Here is a 16,656-nt window from a genome sequence, read left to right as displayed (position 1 = left end):
ACACTCCGCCGGGTGATCATCAGCCCCGGGCGGGTGCGCCGGGCCCAGATCCGCGACAATGGACCGTGTGAGACGTATCGCGATCATCGGTGGCGGCCCGGCTGGTTACGAGGCCGCTCTGGTGGCGGCCGAACTGGGAGCCGAGGTGACCCTGATCGAGTCCGACGGGGTCGGCGGAGCCTGCGTGCTCTATGACTGCGTGCCGTCGAAGACCTTGATCGCCACCTCCGAGAAGGTGACCGCCTTTCGCGACGCTCCCGCGGTCGGTGTCTCCACGGCGAGCAGCGACGTCACGGTGCAGCTGGCGGTGGTCAACGAGCGGGTGCGCCAGCTGGCCGCCAACCAGTCCGCCGACATCGCCAACCGGCTGAGCAAGCACGGCGTCACGGTGCTGCCCGGCCGGGCGAGCTTCGCCCCGGACCAGCCGGGCCGGACCTACGCGATCGACGTCACCGGCGCCGGTGAGCTGGCGCCGTCCCAGCGGATCGAGGCGGACGTGGTGCTGCTGGCCACCGGCGGCACGCCGCGGGTGTTGCCCGGCGCCGAGCCGGACGGCGAGCGCATCCTGTCCTGGCGCCAGCTCTATGACCTCAAGGAGCTGCCGGCTCACCTGATCGTGGTCGGCTCCGGCGTCACCGGCGCCGAATTCGCCTCCGGCTACAGCGAGATGGGCGTGCCGGTGACCCTGGTGTCCAGCCGTGAGAAGGTGCTGCCCGGCGAGGATCCGGAGGCTGCCGACGTCATCGAGAAGGTGTTCACCCAACGCGGCGGCACCCTGATCAAGCAGGCCCGGGCCGCCTCGGTGTCGCGGGTGGGCGAGGGCGTCGAGGTGCAGCTGGTGGACGGGCGCACCGTGGCCGGCTCGCACGTGCTGATGTGCGTCGGCTCGGTGCCGAACACGACCGGACTGGGCCTGGAGCACGTGGGCCTGACCCCCACCGAGGCCGGCTTCATCGAGGTGGACCGGGTCTCGCGCACCCCGGTGCCCGGCATCTACGCCGCCGGTGACTGCACAGGCGTGCTGCTGCTGGCGTCGGTGGCGGCCATGCAGGGCCGGGTGGCGATGTGGCACGCCCTCGGCGAGGCGGTGCAGCCGCTGCGCCTGAAGACCGTGGCCGCCAACGTCTTCACCCATCCCGAGATCGCCACCGTCGGCATCGGCCATGCCGCGGTCACCTCAGGGGCGGTGCCGGCCCGCACCATCACGCTGCCCCTGAGCGGCAACGCCCGCGCCAAGATGCAGGGCGTCACCGAGGGCTTCGTCAAGATCTATTGCCGGCCGGCTTCCGGCGTGGTGATCGGGGGGTCGGTGGTGGCGGCGCAGGCCTCGGAGCTGATTCACTCGATCGCCGTGGCGGTCCAGTTGGGGCTCACCGTCAACGCCCTGGCGGCCACCTTCACCATCTACCCGTCGATCTCCGGCTCGGTCACCGAAGCGGCTCGGCAACTGATGCATCACGACGACCTGGACTGACCGACCTGGACTGACCGACCTGGACTGACCGACCGCACTGACAAGGCAAGGCAGCAGATGGACATCTCACCGGAACAGATAGAGAAATCCCGCCGGACCATTCGAGCGGCCGCGGTGTTCGCCGAGAACTCCGAGCGGATCGTGGCGCACGTGGCCCTGCTTCCCGCCGACCACGTGGTGGTGGCCGTGGTGACCGAGGACTACCTCTTCGACGGGGTGCACCACGTCGCGCGCACCGAGCTGGTCGAGCGGGTGCCGGCGCTGGAAGGCGCCAACGGCTGGGCGATGGTGTTCTCCCAAGGGGCCGACACCGCGCATGTCGGCTCGCGGACCACGGAGATGATCTCGCTCGCCGAGAAGCGCATCGAGATGATCTCCCGGATCGCCGCCCGCCGGCAGGGCTGAGCCGGCCGGCGCGGTTCAGTCCGGGTCAGGCCCGGACGGCGGCAGCATGCCGTGCTGGCGCAGCCGCCGGTCGCGCAACTCCTCGCCGTAGGCAAGGCCGACGAACAGCGGCCCGACCAGGACGAACAGCGCGGCGTAGATCCGGATCTCGAGGCGGCCGGGCAGCAACAGCAGCACGGTGATCGGGACGACTGCGAACAGCATGATCCGGCCGGCCTCGCGCAGCCGCCAGTCCGGCCCGGTCAGGTCGGTGAAGACCCAGTCGTGGTAGCGCTCGGGAAGCCGGCCACCGAGGGCGTAGCCCAGCCAGCGCAGCACGCCAGGGTGCTCAGCGGACATCATCACCGGTCCAGTCTGGACGCTATCGTTCCCGGGGTGGACACCGCCTTCTTCACCGAGCTGAACGTCGAACTCGGCGGCGCCGCGGCGCGTGCCGAACTGGCTGGCACGGTGAACAGCGAGCCGGCCTGCGGCGGGCCGTGGTCGGATGAGCTGCAGCACGGCGGACCGCCCAGCGCGCTGCTGGTCCGGCTGGCCGAACAGCTTGCCACCACTGCCGCCGGACGTTCGGACCTGGTGGCGGCCCGGATCGCGGCCGAGTTCCTGGCGCCGGTCCCGGTCGCCCCGCTCACGGTGTCGGCGCGGGTGCTGCGGCTGGCTCGCAGCGCCGTGCTGATCTCGGCCGAGCTGGCCGCCGGCGGCCGGGCCTGCCTGCAGGCACGAGTCTGGCTGGTCCCCGAGAACCACCGGGCAGCCGGTCCGCACTCCGGCAGCGCGAGCGAACGCGCGCCGGAGGCCGCCGCCACCGCCGAGGATGCCGCCGCCACCGCCGAGGATGCCGCCGCCACCCCCGAGAATCGCGACGACCCGTTGGCTCGGCCGGTCTTCGACATGGACGGCTTTCCCTACGCGCGGCACCTGGAGTGGCGAGCTGTCTCCGGGGCGGCCCGCCGGCCCGGCCCGGCGTCCACCTGGGCCCGGGCGCGGGTGCCGCTGGTGGCCGGTGAGCGGCTGTCCAGCTTGCAGCGGCTGGCGCTGGTCGCCGACTCGGCCAGCGGCATCTCCTCGCTGGTGGACTGGGATGACTGGTCCTTCGCCAACGTCGACCTGGACGTGCACCTGACGCGCCAGAGCCAGGACGACTGGGTGCTGATGCAGGCGGTCAGCGAATACGGCGCCGGTCTGGGCATGGCGCGCTCCACCCTGTCCGACCGCGCGGGGGTGCTGGGCGCCGGCCTGCAGACGTTGCTGATCCGCAGCCGCCGGGACTAACGCACCGCGGGCAGCCCCGCTCGGCTTGCCTGCGCTCCGGCTGCACGCCGCTACCTCTCCTACGTGGCCCAGGTCACACTACTCCGGGAATGTGTTTGCCAGCAGGCTGGTTGTGTCATCAACAGTTGAACACTAAACCAATTTGGAGGTTCCTGATGACACTCGCCACCCCGACGATCCCCGGCTACCTGACCGGCACCTGGTCGATCGACCCCGTCCACTCCGACGTCTCGTTCTCGGTCCGGCACATGATGGTCAGCAAGGTGAAGGGCCGCTTCGGCTCGTTCTCCGGCACCATCGTCACCGCGGAGAACCCGGCCGACTCCTCGGTCACCGCCGAGATCGACCTGAGCTCGATCGACACCAACAACGCCCAGCGCGATGACCACATCCGCTCGCGCGACTTCTTCGAGGTCGAGAAGTACCCGACCATGACTTTCGCCTCCACCTCGCTCAAGGCCGACGGGGCGGACTACCTGCTGACCGGTGACCTGAGCCTCAAGGGCGTCACCAAGGGTGTCACTCTCAAGCTCGAGCTCAACGGCATCGGCCCGGACGCCTACGGCGGCACCCGCGCCGGCTTCAGCGCCAAGACCGAGATCTCCCGCAAGGAGTTCGGCGTCGACATCGACATGCCGATGGACGGCGGCGGCGTGGTCATCGGCGACAAGATCAGCATCACCCTCGAGATCGAGGCCGTGCTCGACGCTGCCTGACCCGCTCGACGCCGCCTGACCAGCGCGCGAGCGCCCACGGCGAGCCGGTGCCACTTCGGGCCGGCTCGCCGTGGTGTGTCTAGTCCTTGACCTCGCAGATCACCGAGCCGGACGTGACCACCTCGCCGGCCGCGGCGGACAGCCCGGTGATGGTGCCGGCCTTGTGAGCGTTGATGGGCTGCTCCATCTTCATGGCCTCCAGCACCACCACCAGGTCACCGGCAGCCACCGTGTCGCCGTCGCTGACCGCGACCTTGACGATGGTTCCCTGCATGGGCGCGGTGAGGGCGTCACCGGACGCCGCCGCCCCGGACCGCTTCGCCCCGGACCGCTTGGGGGCCTTCTTCGCTCCACCGACAGCCGCCCCGCCGGAGGCCGCGCCGAAGCCGGCCGGCAGGGTGACCTCCAGTCGCTTGCCGTTCACCTCGACCACCACCCGGTCACGCTCACCGGCGTCGGCCTCGGCGCCGGCAGCCCCGCTGAAGGCGGGTAGCTGGTTGTCGAACTCGGTCTCGATCCACCTGGTGAACACGCTGAATTCCGCGCCGTCGGCCGGGGCGAAGGCCGGATCGCGCACCACCGCGCGGTGGAACGGCAGCACGGTCGCCATGCCCCCGACCACGAACTCGTCCAGCGCCCGGCGCGACCTGGCCAGTGCCTCGTCCCGGGTCTCGCCCCAGACGATCAGCTTGGCCAGCAGCGAGTCGAAGGCGCCGCCGATCACCGAGTCGCCCTCGATGCCGGAATCCACCCGCACGCCGGGGCCGGCCGGCTCCCGGTAGTCGGTCACCATGCCGGGCGCCGGCAGGAAACCGCGTCCGGGGTCCTCGCCGTTGATTCGGAACTCGATCGCGTGCCCGTGCGGCGTGGGGTCCTCGGCCCAGCGCAACGGCTCGCCGTCGGCGATCCGGAACTGCTCGCGGACCAGGTCCAGGCCGGTGGTCTCCTCCGAGACCGGGTGCTCGACCTGCAGCCGGGTGTTGACCTCGAGAAAGCTGATCACGCCGTCAGCGCCGACCAGGTACTCCACGGTGCCGGCGCCGGTGTAATTGGCCTCCCGGCAGATCGCCTTGGCCGAGGCGTGGATCCGCTCGCGCTGCTCGTCGGACAGGAACGGGGCCGGGGCCTCTTCGACCAGCTTCTGGTTGCGCCGCTGCAGCGAGCAGTCCCGGGTGCCGACCACGATCACGTTGCCGTGGGTGTCGGCCAGCACCTGCGCCTCGACGTGGCGGGAGCGCTCCAGGTAACGCTCCACGAAGCACTCGCCGCGGCCGAACGCGCTGAGAGCCTCGCGCACCGCGCTGGCGTACAGCTCCGGGATCTCCTCCAGCGTCCGGGCGATCTTCAGCCCGCGTCCGCCGCCGCCGAATGCCGCCTTGATCGCCACCGGCAGCCCGTGCTCGGTGGCGAAGGCCAGGACCTCGTCCGGGCCGCTCACCGGCTCCTTGGTGCCGGGCACCAGTGGCGCGCCGGCGCGCAGCGCGATGTGCCGGGCGGTGACCTTGTCACCGAGGTCGCGGATGGCCTGCGGCGACGGGCCGATCCAGGTCAGGCCGGCGTCGAGCACCGCCTGCGCGAAGTCGGCGTTCTCACTGAGAAACCCGTAGCCGGGGTGCACCGCGTCCGCGCCGGACGTCCGCGCCGCTTCGATCACCTTCTCGACCATCAGGTAGGACTCCGCCGGGGTGCTGCCGCCGAGCGCGAAGGCCTCGTCAGCCATCCGGACGTGCAGGGCGTCGCGGTCGGGGTCGGCGTAGACCGCCACCGAGCTCAGCCCCGCGTCCTTGGCTGCCCGGATGATCCGGACGGCGATCTCGCCGCGGTTGGCGATGAGCACCTTGCGCATGCGTGTGCCTCCTGACTGCGGCCGGAGTTCGCGGGCGGCGCGATTTCCGGCGGGGTGTGCTGCGAAGGCTACCCACCCGCCCTGCGGCCTGACCCGAAATGGTCACGTAAGCCACTCCGGAGCCGGCCGGGCCGGCTGCCGTACCCGCTGCGCGCGGATTCGAGTTTTTACTTATCCACAAAGGGCAAGTCAGACCGGATAAGTCCCTGGCGCACGGTATGATCGCTAGTATGTTCGACACTGAGGCCCCCGACTTCGCGGCATGGTTGGCGGACGTGCCCGAGCCGGACTGGAGCGAGCATCCGGTGTACTCGGCGATGGTGCCTGCCGTCGAGCGGTTGGCCGAGCTGTCAGAACGTGCCCCGGTCGCCCGCTCGACTGATGAGCTGGCCAGAATGGACGCCCGGTCGTTGCCAGCAGGCGCTCGCCTTGATCTGTTGGCAGCCCTGCAGGAGCAGAAGAACTGGATCGAAGCGGTTCAGGCCCAGGTGCTGGCCGAGATCGACGCCGCCGACTCGACTGCCTTGACGCTGTCCCGAGAAGCGGTGTCGTTGGCGCTGAAGGTGCCCGTGCCGGCTGCCCAGTCAAAACTGCGGACCGGCCGGACGCTGGTGCGCGAGCTGCCGAGGACGTTGCGGTTGCTGGCCCGCGGCGCGATCTCCGGACGGCACGCCGAGGTGATCACTGAGACCGCCTGGGGGCTCGAACCCGAGCTGGTCGACGCCTTCGAGAACGCGGTGATCGAGCGGGCCGCCGACCAGACGATCCCTCAACTGCGGCAGGCCGTGAAGCGGGCAGCGCTGGCGTTGGACCCGGCGACGGGCGAGCAACGCCATCAGCGCGCGCTGGCCGATCGCAAGGTCGGGTTCCAGCCTGTCGATGACGGCATGGTGCAGCTGCCGGTGTTGCTGGGTGCGGCACAGGGACAATCGATCTTCACCCGGCTGACCGCCGCGGCGGGACTGCTGCCCTCACACGATGCTCGGACGATGGACCAAAAGCGGGCAGACCTGCTGGTCGACGCGGTGCTGTCCGGCCTGCCGCATGACGCCCTGCCCGAGCTGCAGGGCCGCCGGCCCTCCATCCAGGTGGTCGTCTCGGCAGACACCCTGCTCGGCCTCGACGACGAGCCGGCCGACCTGGCCGGTTATGGGCCGATCACGGCCGAGGCCGCGCGGCGCCTGGCCGCTGATGCCTCCGGCACCTGGCGCCGGCTGCTCACCGACCCCGACACCGGGCAGCTGCTGGACATCTCCCAGCACAGCTACCGGCCATCCCAACGCTTGCGGGACTTCGTCGCCGCCCGCGACAGCGTGTGCAGCTTTCCGACCTGCAATCAGCCGGGTTATCGCTGCGAGTACGAGCACATCACCCCCTATGGCCGAGGTGGGCAGACCTGCCGGTGCAACGGCGCGCTGGCCTGCAAGCGGCACAACCTGTGCAAGATCGACACCGGCTGGGCTTACAGCTATGACCCCGACGGATCCTTCACCTGGACCGACGACACCGGCCACAGCTACCGGAGCCATCCACCGACACGGTGGCCTCGAGCAGAACCCGGCGCCTCACCCGACCGACCGGCACCGCCGCGACGGCCCACCATCGAAGAGGTCCACACCCGCGAGGACCAGGCCTTCGCCAAGCTGAGCGCCCACTGGAACCGTGAGCTGAGCCATGCTCGGACCAGCAGTGATCGATCGAGAATCAGCAATGCCCTTGAGGCGATCTCGGCAGCCAACCGGCAACGCGCGAGGGAACTCGCTCATCGAGCGGACCCGAGCCTGCCGCCGTTCTAGCCGGTGCTGGACCAGCCGGCCGCGAACTGGCTGCCGAGCCCACGGGCGTCGAGGTAGCTGCCGACCCAACGAGGCGACCACCCGATAAGGACCCGGACCGCGACCGGGCCGGCCGCCGCCCGCCGGCGCCGGCCCGCCGGTCGTGGTCACTGGTCACTGGTCGCCGACCGTCGACCGTCGACCGTCGACCGACCGCCGACCGCCGACCGCCGACCGCCGACCGCCGATCAGGACAGTTGGGCGAGCCGGTCCCGGCACTGCTGGGCGACCTCGCCGACCTCGGACATCGTCCGCTTGAGGTCGCGCTGGCGGGCCGTCAGGTCAGCGGTGATCTCATCCAGCCGGGTCAGCAGCGTCTCGAGCTGGCGCCGCTCGGAGGAGGCCGCCCCGTCGTACATGTCGACGATCTCGCGGATCTCCGACAGTGACATGCCGAAGCGCTTGCCGCGCAGGATGAGCCGGATCCGGGCCCGGTCCCGGTGGTCATAGACCCGGGCAGAGCCGGCTCGTCCCGGCGCGATCAGCCCTTCGGCCTCGTAGAAGCGCAGGGTTCGGGTGGTGACGCCCAGCTCATCGGCAAGCTCGCCGACGGTCCAGGTCTGGTCGGCCCCGCTGGCTTCCGTTGCCGAGGTCATAGCGTTATAGTGCTTAACGTTGACGTAAACGTCAACTCAGTCCTAACGTCAACTCGAATCGAACGTCACCCAGTTCCAACGTTCACCCAGTTCCAACGTTCGCCCAGTTCCAACGTCAACTCAGTTCCGAGCCGCTCGCCCGGTGCTCAGCCGCTGCCGGGGGCTCGTCCAGCGCCGGGAGTCGCCATGTCCTTCGAGCTGTCAGCCGACCACGAAGTCTTCCGCAAGGTCGTCCGCGACTTCGCCGAGTCCGAGGTCGCCCCGCACGTGGCGAAGTGGGACCGCGAGCACTACTTCCCGGTCGAGCTGATCCCCAAGATGGGCGAGCTGGGCCTGTTCGGCCTGGTGGTCCCCGAGGAGTACGGCGGCGCCGGAGCCGATTTCACCTCCCTCTGCGTGGCCATCGAAGAGCTCGGCCGGGTGGACCAGTCCATCGGCATCACCCTCTCGGCGGGCGTGGGCCTGGGCATCAACCCGATCCTGAGCTTCGGCAGCGACGAGCAGAAGCAGCGCTGGCTGCCCGACCTGGTCGCCGGGCGCACCCTGGCCGGTTTCGGCCTGACCGAGCCCGAGGCCGGCTCGGACGCCGGCGCAACCCGCACCAGGGCTGAACTGGTCGACGGCGAGTGGGTCATCAACGGCGCCAAGGCCTTCATCACCAACTCCGGCTCGTCGATCACCTCGCTGGTCACCGTGACCGCGCGGACCGGCATGGTGGACGGCAAGCCCGAGATCTCGGCGATCCTGATCCCCAGCGGCACCCCCGGCTTCGAGGTCCAGCCGCCCTACGACAAGCTCGGTTGGCGGATTTCGGACACCCACGGCCTGGTCTTCGACGGCTGCCGGGTGCCCGAGGCCAACCTGGTCGGCCCCCGCGGAACCGGCTTCAAGCAGTTCCTGGCCATCCTCGACGACGGCCGGATCGCCATCTCGGCGCTGGCCGTCGGGCTGGCCCAGGCCTGCCTGGACGAGTCGCTGCGCTACGCCAAGGAGCGCCACACCTTCGGCAAGCCGATCGGCGCCCGGCAGGCGGTCGCCTTCGCGATCAGCGATCTCGCGGTCGCCGTCGAGGCGGCCCGGACGCTGACCTACAAGGCTGCCTGGCTCAAGGACGCCGGACGTTCGGCCAAGGAGGTCAAGCACGCGGCCGCGATCGCCAAGCTGTTCTCCAGCGAAGCCGCGGTCTCGGCCACCCGGGTAGCGACCCAGGTCTTCGGTGGCTACGGCTTCATGGAGGAGTACCCGGTGGCGCGGTTCTATCGCGACGCGAAGATCCTCGAGATCGGCGAAGGCACCTCCGAGGTGCAGCGCATGGTCATCGCCCGCGCGCTCGGCCTTCCCGTCGAATAGCGCGCTCCCCGTCGAATAGCGCGCGACCTTCGGCCGGCGGGTTAGGCCGGTCGAGGAGTCCTCGGCGATCGCGTATACGTTTTGACCGCCCTGGCGTGCACCACCACTACGAGATCGACTCACACGAGATCGACCCATCACGAGAGCCGGGACAGGAGAGCGCATGTCGGACGCCGAGAAGGTGGCCACGGCCCGCGCGGCCACCCTCGCACCACCGGCCAAGGCCGCTGCCAAGCTGGCCGACGCCCACAAGCTCTACGTCCGGGATCGGATCGCCCTGCTGTTCGACGAGGGCTCCTTCGTCGAGGACGCCCAGCTGGCCAACGCCACCGCGCCGGGGCTGCCGGCAGACGGGGTGGTGACCGGCCAGGGGCTGGTCGAGGGCCGGCCGGCGCTGGTGGTGGCCAACGACCCGACCGTCAAGGCCGGCTCGTGGGGCGCCCGGACGGTGGAGAAGATCATCCGGATCACCGAGCGCGCCCTGGTCGAGGAGCTGCCGATCTTCTGGCTGATCGACTCGGCCGGCGCCCGGATCACCGACCAGGTGGCGCTGTTCCCGGGCCGCCGCGGCGCGGGGCGGATCTTTCACAACCAGGTGGCGCTGTCGGGCAAGGTGCCCCAGATCTGCTGCCTGTTCGGCCCGTCCGCGGCCGGCGGCGCCTACATTCCGGCGTTCTGCGACATCGTGATCATGGTCGAGGCCAACGCCTCGATGTACCTCGGCTCGCCCCGGATGGCCGAGATGGTCGTCGGCGAGAAGGTCAGCCTGCAAGAGATGGGCGGCGCCCGGATGCACGCCACCGTCTCGGGCTGCGGTGACAACCTGGCCAACGATGACGCCGACGCCATCGAGCAGGCCAAGCTGTTCTTCAGCTACCTGCCGCTGAACTGGCGGCTGCCGGCGCCGTCCTACGCCGCCGAGGCCCCGGCCGTGGAGCTGGCTGATGACGTGGTGCCGGTCGCCGAGTCGATGCCCTTCGACATGCACGAGGTGATCGACGGCCTGATCGACGCCGACTCGTTCTTCGAGGTCAAGCCCGAGTTCGCGGCCGAGCTCATCACCGGGCTGGCCCGGATCGACGGCCGGCCGGTGGGCGTGGTGGCCAACAACTCCGCCGTCCGCGGTGGGGTGCTGTTCGGCGACTCCGCCGACAAGGCGGCCCGGTTCATCTGGCTCTGCGACGCCTTCAACGTCAGCCTGCTCTACTTGGCCGACGTGCCCGGGTTCATGATCGGATCCGAGGTGGAGCGCCAGGGCATCATCCGGCACGGCGCCAAGATGATCACCGCCGTCTCCGAGGCGAACGTGGCCCAGCTGTCGGTGCTGGTCCGCAAGGCCTACGGCGCCGGCCTCTACGCGATGGCCGGTCCCGGTTTCATGCCGGACGCCTGCATCGCGCTGCCGACCGCCCGGGTCGCGGTGATGGGGCCCGAAGCGGCGGTGAACGCCGTCTACGCCAACAAGATCGCCGAGATCGCCGACCCGGAGGAGCAGGCCGCCTTCGTCAAGGCCAAGCGGGCCGAGTACGAGGAGGACGTCGACCTGCTGCGGCTGGCCGCCGACCTGGTGATCGACGTGATCATCAACCCGTCCGAGCTGCGGGCCGAGCTCGCCCAGCGGTTCGCCGCGCTGGCCGGCAAGGCCCGGCCGCTGGCCGACAAGCGCCACGGGGTGCCGCCGGTCTAACCAACCTCGGCAAATCTCGTCCATGCCTAAGCCACCCTCGACGGCGAAGGTGGCTATCCGGCGATAGCCTCGCTCAATGGACTCGCCTCAGGCAGGACAGCAAGGCGACCCGCGCGAGGTCTTCCGCCACCTTCCCTTTCCATTTCCGGGCGGCCGGTTTCCAGCGAACTTGGGGGCCGTTGTCCAGGTGACTGTTCTTCGCGGCGATGAGCCTGCACGCCTCGTCATCCATGACTCAGATGGAAGTTGGCTAGTGGGCGATGGGATGAACGACCCCAATGAGCCTGCTGCCTGCGTGGTCACGCACATGGCGCACGTCGTCGAGCAAAACTCCTCTGTGGCGATGCTGGCGACGATGCCGCCAGGGAACGCTGCTGAGCGGCGGAACCCCGGCGAGCTATGGATTGTCGAACCGCACGTCTGGGACGAGGACGACTGACCGAGCTATGTGTCCGAGAGCCTGGGTCGGCGTGATGAGCCGTAGCCGACGCGTCTTGGCTCGCCAGCAGGCGCGGACTTCGACCGCACCTTCTCGCTGCGACAAGTCCTCCAAGTAGTGCCAACGCCACCACATCATGGTCTGGGCCCACAGCGGACGCACCGACCTGGCCAACCTCAGGTCGGTTGCGCTGGTAAATCGGTGACCGCGTAGCCAAAGTCCAGCAGCATCCGGCGCAGCAGCGGCAGCGACAGCCCAACCACGTTGTGGTGATCGCCTGCCACCGCCTCGACGAACCAGCCGCCGAAGCCGTCGATGGTGAAGGCGCCGGCCACCCGCAGCGGCTCGCCGGTGCCGACGTAAGCCTCAACCTCGGCGTCGGAGGGATCGGCGAAGCGCACTTCGGTGCTGGCCACCCGGTCCAGCACCCGCCCGACCGCCGAGTCCACAACCTCGATCAGGGTGTGGCCGGTGTGCAGCACCGCGGTCCGTCCGCGCATGGACTTCCAGCGCGCGATGGCCTCTTCGGCCGAGGCAGGCTTGCCCAACGCGCAACCGTCGAGTTCGAGCAGCGAGTCGCAGCCCAGCACCAGCAGCTCACCGCGCTGCCGACCGGCGACCGTGACCGCCTTGGCGTGTGCCAGCTCGCGCACCAGTTCGGCCGGGGTGGCCGCGGTGATCGCGTCCTCGTCCACCCCCGACACCTCGACCTCGGGTTCGACGCCGGCATTGCGCAGCGTCCGCAATCGGCCCGACGAGGCCGAAGCGAGCAGGAACCGCGTCATCCGTCCTTCTCTCACGCAGGGAAGCGCACGTCATTGTGCGGGCCGAACTGTCGCTGAAATCGCGCACAGCAGCAGTTCGGGCCGCACAATGCGTCGAAGCGCAGAGGTTAGCTCAGCCGAGCTTGAGCGACTTGCCGATGATCTCTTTCATGATCTCGGTGGCGCCGCCGTAGATCCGGGTGACCCGGGCGTCGGCGTAGGCGCGGGCGATCGGGTACTCCTGCATGTAGCCGTAGCCGCCGTGCAGCTGCAGGCACCGGTCGACCGCCCGGCCCTGCAACTCGGTGGCCCACCACTTGGCCTTGGCGGCGTCCTCGGGGCTCAGGTCCCCGATCGACAGCGCGTCGACGCACTGGTCGATGTAGGCCTGCGCGACGTCGACCTCGGTGGCGATCTCGGCCAGCACGAAGCGGGTGTTCTGCAGCGAGCCGATCGACTTGCCGAACGCCTTGCGCTCGCGGACGTAGCTGATCGTCCAGTTCAGGGCCGCCCGGGCGCCGGCCACTCCTGAGATCGCGATCGACATCCGCTCCTGCGGCAGGTTGGACACCAGGCTGTGAAAGCCGCTGCCCGGCTCGCCCAGGATGTTGGCCGCCGGCACCCGGACGTCGGTGAAGGACAGCTCGGCGGTGTCCTGGGAGTGCATGCCCAGCTTCTCGAGGTTGCGGCCGCGCTCGAAGCCCGGCATGCCCCGTTCCACGACGACCAGGCTCAGACCCTTGTGCCGATCCGGGCCGGTGCGCACCGCGGTGATCACCAGGTCGGCGTTGATGCCATTGGTGATGAAGGTCTTGGAGCCGTTGACGATCAGGCCGTCATCGTCAGGCAGGGCTGAGGTGCGGATGCCGGCCAGGTCAGAACCCGCGCCCGGCTCGGTCATCGCCACCGCGGTGATCAGCTCGCCCGAGGCGATGCCGGGCAGCCAGCGCTGCTTCTGCTCCTCGGTGCAGTAGTGCAGGAAGTACGGCAGGCAGATGTCGTTGTGCAGGGTGATGCCCAGCCCCGCGCCGCCGACGCCGGCCAGCATCAGCTCCTCGCCGAGGATCTGGTTGAACCGGAAGTCCGTGGTCCCGCCGCCGCCGTACTGCTCGGGCACCTGCATTCCCAGAAAGCCGTTGGCGCCGGCGGTCCGGAACAGCTCGCGCGGGGCCAGCCCCGCCGCCTCCCACGCCAGGTAGTCCGGCTGCATCTCCTTGGTGATGAAGGTGCGTACCGCGTCGCCGAAGGCGAGATGGTCCTCGTCATAGTGCTTGCGCTGCATCTCGTGGCTCCCGGTCTGACAAAACCGATGTTCTGACGTCCTACTATCTCCCTACTCCGGGCGCAACGCCAAGCCGGGCAGGGCGCATCTCACAGGCCGGCGCTCGCTACGGTGTGCGGGTGGCTACCTCGCAGGCCGATATCGGCGTCATCGGCGGATCCGGTTTCTACTCGCTGCTCGATCAGGCCCGGAGCGTGCGGGTCGACACCCCGTACGGCGAGCCGAGCGGTGAGCTGACCCTCGGGACGTTGGCCGGCCGGCAGGTGGCGTTCCTGCCGCGGCACGGCTCGGACCACCGGTTCCCGCCGCACCGGGTGCCCTATCGCGCCAACCTGTGGGCGCTGCGGTCGGTGGGGGTCCGCCAGATCGTGACCGGCTCGGCGGTGGGCTCGCTGCTGCCCGAGCTCGGCCCCGGCGCGCTGGTGCTGCCCGACCAGATCCTGGACCGGACCTGGGGCCGCCCGCACACTTACAGCGACGGCGAGAGCGGCGTGGCCCACCTGTCGTTCTCAGATCCGTACTGCCCGATCGGCCGGACCGGCGCGCAGCGGGCGGCGCAGGCGGCCGGGGTGCCGTTGACCGGTTCTGGAACCCTGGCCGTGATCAACGGCCCGCGGTTCTCCACCCGCGCCGAGTCGCGGGACTACCGCCGCGGCGGCGCGACCATCATCGGCATGACCGCGATGCCCGAGGCCGCGCTGGCCCGCGAGCTGGCGCTGTGCTTCACCTCGCTGTGCCTGGTGACCGACCATGACGCGGGCGTCGAGGTGGGCCACGGCGTCACGCACGCCGAGGTGCTGCAGACCTTCGCCGCGAACCTGCCGAAGCTGCGGGAGCTGCTGGTCGCCACGCTGGCCGAGCTGCCCGCCGAGCAGGGCGGCTGCGGCTGCGGCGACGTCTTCGGCGACACCACGCCGCCCTACCAGCTGCCCTGAAGCTGAGCGGGTCAGGCCCAGGTCGAGGCGCGCCAGGCGCCGGGGCCGGGCGGCAGCGGCCGGCGCAACCGCAGCGCCGGGTCGGCCCAGCCGCCCACCTGCTGCGGCGGTTGCGCGCCGGCGGCCCGGGATCGGGCGATCCGGAGCAGCAGCACGGTGACCGCCGCCAGCTCATCCGGCGTGGGATGCCCGGCGGTGATCTGAAACATCGGCTCGACAGCGGTCCCGCGCTCGGCAGCGGTCACGCGCTCGGCAGCGGTTCCGCGCTCGACAGCGGTCACGCGCTCGGCAGCGGTCATCGGCTCGGCAGCGGTCATAGCGGAATGTTGCCGTGCTTCTTCGGCGGCAGCGACTGCCGCTTGGTCTTGAGGATCCGCAGCGACTTCACGATCAGCGCCCTGGTCTCCGACGGCGGGATCACCGAGTCCAGGTAGCCGCGCTCGGCGGCGATGTAGGGGTTGATCAGGGTGTCCTCGTACTCGGTGACCAGCTCGGCCCGCCGGGCCTCCTGGCGTGGCAGGTCGTCGGCGAGCTCGGCCAACTCCTTGCGGTACAGGATGTTGGCCGCGCCCTGGGCACCCATCACCGCGATCTGAGCGGTCGGCCAGGCCAGGTTGACGTCGGCGCCCAGGTGCTTGGAGCCCATCACGTCGTAGGCGCCGCCGAAGGCCTTGCGGATGATCACGGTGATCTTGGGGACGGTCGCCTCGCCGTAGGCGTAGATCAGCTTCGCGCCGCGCCGGATGATGCCCTGCCACTCCTGGTCGGTGCCGGGCAGGAAGCCGGGGACGTCGACCAGGGTCAGCACCGGCACGTTGAACGCGTCGCAGGTGCGGACGAACCGCGCCGCCTTCTCGGAGGCGTCGATGTCCAGGCAGCCGGCGAAGCGCATCGGCTGGTTTCCCACCACGCCGACCGGCTGGCCGTCTATCCGGGCGAACCCGCAGATGATGTTCGGCGCGAACAGGGCGTGCACCTCGAGGAATTCCGCGTCGTCCACCAGGTGCTCGATGACCGTGTGCATGTCATAGGGCTGGTTGGCCGAGTCGGGGATGAAGGTGTCCAGGAACCTGTCCTGCTCGCCGGCGGGCAGCTCGGACGTCGGATCGAAGGCCGGTGGCAGGTCCATGTTGTTGCTGGGCAGGTAGGACAGCAGCGCCTTGACGTAGTCGATGGCGTCCCGCTCGTCGATGCCGAGGTAGTGGGCGTTGCCCGAGGTGGTGTTGTGCACCCGGGCGCCGCCGAGGTCCTCCATGCTGACGTCCTCGCCGGTGACGGTCTTGATCACGTCCGGGCCGGTGATGAACATCTGGGAGGTGCTGTCGACCATCACCACGAAGTCGGTCAGCGCGGGGGAGTAGACGTGGCCGCCGGCCGCCGCTCCCATGATCAGCGAGATCTGCGGGATGACGCCGGAGGCCTGCACGTTGCGGTAGAAGATGTCGCCGTAGAGCCCGAGCGAGACCACGCCCTCCTGGATGCGCGCGCCGCCGCCCTCGTTGATGCCGACCAGCGGGCAGCCGGTCTTGAGGGCGAATTCCTGGACCTTGACGATCTTCTCGCCGTACACCTCGCCGAGCGCGCCGCCGAACACGGTGACGTCCTGGCTGAAGACGCACACCGGCCGGGCGTCCACGGTTCCGTAGCCGGTGACCACCCCGTCGCCGTAGGGCCGGTTCTCCTCCAGGCCGAACATGGTCGAGCGGTGCCGGGCCAGCTCGTCGAACTCCACGAACGAGCCCTCGTCCAGCAGCATCGCGACCCGCTCGCGTGCCGTGTGCTTGCCCTTGGCGTGCTGCTTGGCCACTGCCCGCTCCGAGCCGGCGTGGACGGCCTCGTCATAGCGGATTTGCAGCTCGGCGAGCTTGCCGGCGGTGCTGTGCGGATCCAGGGCCGGACCGGGCTGGGTTGCCGGTCCTGCCGCGGCGGGCTCCACGTCAGCACTCATGAGGGGTGAGCCTAGTCCGACAGGCACCGCGCCCACCTGCGGGAGTGACCGACCTCGCGGCCGGGCCGGCCTGACCCGGACCCGCCAACGAGGCGGCGGGCGACAAT

General features: G+C 70.0%; 15 protein-coding genes and 1 pseudogene. 9 read left to right on the top strand and 7 right to left on the bottom strand.

From position 1 onward, the window contains the following. Positions 1-49: 49 nt before the first annotated feature. Positions 50-1,474 (top strand): annotated as a pseudogene (locus tag VF557_20595) (NAD(P)H-quinone dehydrogenase). A gap of 57 nt (positions 1,475-1,531) precedes the next feature. Beyond that, a complete protein-coding gene (locus VF557_20590; protein HEX8082619.1) occupies positions 1,532-1,879 on the top strand; it encodes a hypothetical protein in 348 nt (115 codons plus the stop codon). Positions 1,880-1,894: 15 nt separating this feature from the next. On the opposite strand, the gene VF557_20585 is transcribed toward VF557_20590, so the two are convergent. Beyond that, a complete protein-coding gene (locus VF557_20585) occupies positions 1,895-2,221 on the bottom strand; it encodes a DUF5313 family protein (protein ID HEX8082618.1) in 327 nt (108 codons plus the stop codon). A 33-nt stretch (positions 2,222-2,254) separates the two neighbouring features. Here VF557_20585 and VF557_20580 point away from each other — a divergent pair, with 33 nt between their 5' ends. Together VF557_20580 and VF557_20575 are read left to right on the top strand one after the other, a co-directional pair. Further along, positions 2,255-3,151 (top strand): thioesterase family protein, encoded by an 897-nt coding sequence (locus VF557_20580; GenBank protein ID HEX8082617.1) that lies wholly within the window; start codon positions 2,255-2,257, stop codon positions 3,149-3,151. A 155-nt stretch (positions 3,152-3,306) separates the two neighbouring features. Further along, on the top strand, positions 3,307-3,867 hold the full coding sequence (locus VF557_20575) for a YceI family protein (GenBank protein HEX8082616.1): 561 nt from the start codon (positions 3,307-3,309) through the stop codon (positions 3,865-3,867). Between the two features lie 79 nt (positions 3,868-3,946). On the opposite strand, the gene VF557_20570 is transcribed toward VF557_20575, so the two are convergent. Further along, positions 3,947-5,713, bottom strand: a complete 1,767-nt coding sequence (locus VF557_20570; GenBank protein ID HEX8082615.1) for a biotin carboxylase N-terminal domain-containing protein — start codon at positions 5,711-5,713, stop codon at positions 3,947-3,949. 230 nt (positions 5,714-5,943) lie between these two features. Here VF557_20570 and VF557_20565 point away from each other — a divergent pair, with 230 nt between their 5' ends. Further along, positions 5,944-7,509 (top strand): DUF222 domain-containing protein, encoded by a 1,566-nt coding sequence (locus VF557_20565; protein HEX8082614.1) that lies wholly within the window; start codon positions 5,944-5,946, stop codon positions 7,507-7,509. A gap of 227 nt (positions 7,510-7,736) precedes the next feature. Here the strand turns inward: VF557_20565 and VF557_20560 are convergent, their stop codons facing one another. Continuing rightward, positions 7,737-8,144, bottom strand: coding sequence for a MerR family DNA-binding transcriptional regulator (locus VF557_20560; GenBank protein ID HEX8082613.1), 408 nt, complete (start codon positions 8,142-8,144; stop codon positions 7,737-7,739). Between the two features lie 186 nt (positions 8,145-8,330). Between VF557_20560 and VF557_20555 the strand changes: the two genes are divergently transcribed. From VF557_20555 to VF557_20545, 3 genes are all read left to right on the top strand, one after another. Continuing rightward, entirely contained in the window at positions 8,331-9,494 is a 1,164-nt protein-coding gene (locus VF557_20555) for an acyl-CoA dehydrogenase family protein (protein ID HEX8082612.1), read from the top strand. 163 nt (positions 9,495-9,657) lie between these two features. Further along, positions 9,658-11,181 (top strand): acyl-CoA carboxylase subunit beta, encoded by a 1,524-nt coding sequence (locus tag VF557_20550; protein HEX8082611.1) that lies wholly within the window; start codon positions 9,658-9,660, stop codon positions 11,179-11,181. A 76-nt stretch (positions 11,182-11,257) separates the two neighbouring features. After that, positions 11,258-11,620 (top strand): hypothetical protein, encoded by a 363-nt coding sequence (locus VF557_20545; GenBank protein ID HEX8082610.1) that lies wholly within the window; start codon positions 11,258-11,260, stop codon positions 11,618-11,620. A 176-nt stretch (positions 11,621-11,796) separates the two neighbouring features. Here the strand turns inward: VF557_20545 and VF557_20540 are convergent, their stop codons facing one another. After that, positions 11,797-12,405 carry a nucleoside triphosphate pyrophosphatase gene (locus VF557_20540; protein ID HEX8082609.1) on the bottom strand — a complete coding sequence of 203 codons (609 nt, stop codon included), beginning with the start codon at positions 12,403-12,405 and terminating at the stop codon, positions 11,797-11,799. A gap of 112 nt (positions 12,406-12,517) precedes the next feature. Next, positions 12,518-13,666: an acyl-CoA dehydrogenase family protein gene (locus tag VF557_20535; protein HEX8082608.1), complete on the bottom strand. Its 1,149-nt coding sequence runs from the start codon at positions 13,664-13,666 to the stop codon at positions 12,518-12,520. 119 nt (positions 13,667-13,785) lie between these two features. Here VF557_20535 and VF557_20530 point away from each other — a divergent pair, with 119 nt between their 5' ends. Continuing rightward, positions 13,786-14,601 carry an S-methyl-5'-thioadenosine phosphorylase gene (locus VF557_20530; protein ID HEX8082607.1) on the top strand — a complete coding sequence of 272 codons (816 nt, stop codon included), beginning with the start codon at positions 13,786-13,788 and terminating at the stop codon, positions 14,599-14,601. Between the two features lie 11 nt (positions 14,602-14,612). Here the strand turns inward: VF557_20530 and VF557_20525 are convergent, their stop codons facing one another. Together VF557_20525 and VF557_20520 are read right to left on the bottom strand one after the other, a co-directional pair. Continuing rightward, complete coding sequence (locus tag VF557_20525; protein ID HEX8082606.1) at positions 14,613-14,918, bottom strand: acyl-CoA carboxylase subunit epsilon; 306 nt, start codon at positions 14,916-14,918, stop codon at positions 14,613-14,615. Further along, entirely contained in the window at positions 14,915-16,549 is a 1,635-nt protein-coding gene (locus tag VF557_20520) for an acyl-CoA carboxylase subunit beta (protein HEX8082605.1), read from the bottom strand. The genes VF557_20525 and VF557_20520 overlap by 4 nt, the downstream gene beginning before the upstream one ends. Between the last annotated feature and the right edge of the window lie 107 nt (positions 16,550-16,656).

It is taken from the genome of Jatrophihabitans sp., from assembly GCA_036389035.1.
GTDB lineage: Bacteria > Actinomycetota > Actinomycetes > Mycobacteriales > Jatrophihabitantaceae > Jatrophihabitans_A.
This window is presented reverse-complemented; position numbering and strand designations above follow the sequence as displayed.